This window comes from Salegentibacter lacus, from assembly GCF_020164555.1.
Classification (GTDB): Bacteria; Bacteroidota; Bacteroidia; order Flavobacteriales; family Flavobacteriaceae; genus Salegentibacter; species Salegentibacter lacus.
In genome coordinates this window covers 1-222 of record NZ_JAIQZB010000124.1, presented here as the reverse complement: position 1 = coordinate 222, position 222 = coordinate 1, and the positions used below count along the sequence as shown (strand labels likewise).

The following is a 222-nucleotide window of genomic DNA, read 5'->3' as shown; positions in this document are numbered from 1 at the left end:
TGCGGATGAAAGATGATTATATGCAAAATGGGCAATTAAAACCCGGGTATAACCTTCAGGCCTCCACCAATAACCAGTTCATTACCAATTATACCTTAGCCCAAACCACCGCAGATACCACTACCTTAAAAAACCACCTGCAAGATCATGTAGACTCCTACGATCAAACACCACAAAGCCTTACTGCAGATGCCGGCTATGGCAGTGAAGAGAATTATACCG

1 protein-coding gene is annotated in these 222 nt (G+C 43.7%); it reads left to right on the top strand.

Annotated features, from left to right (window positions below):
• Positions 1-222 (top strand): transposase (locus tag LB465_RS18280; protein ID WP_224471336.1); only part of this gene is annotated, 222 nt, incomplete at both ends.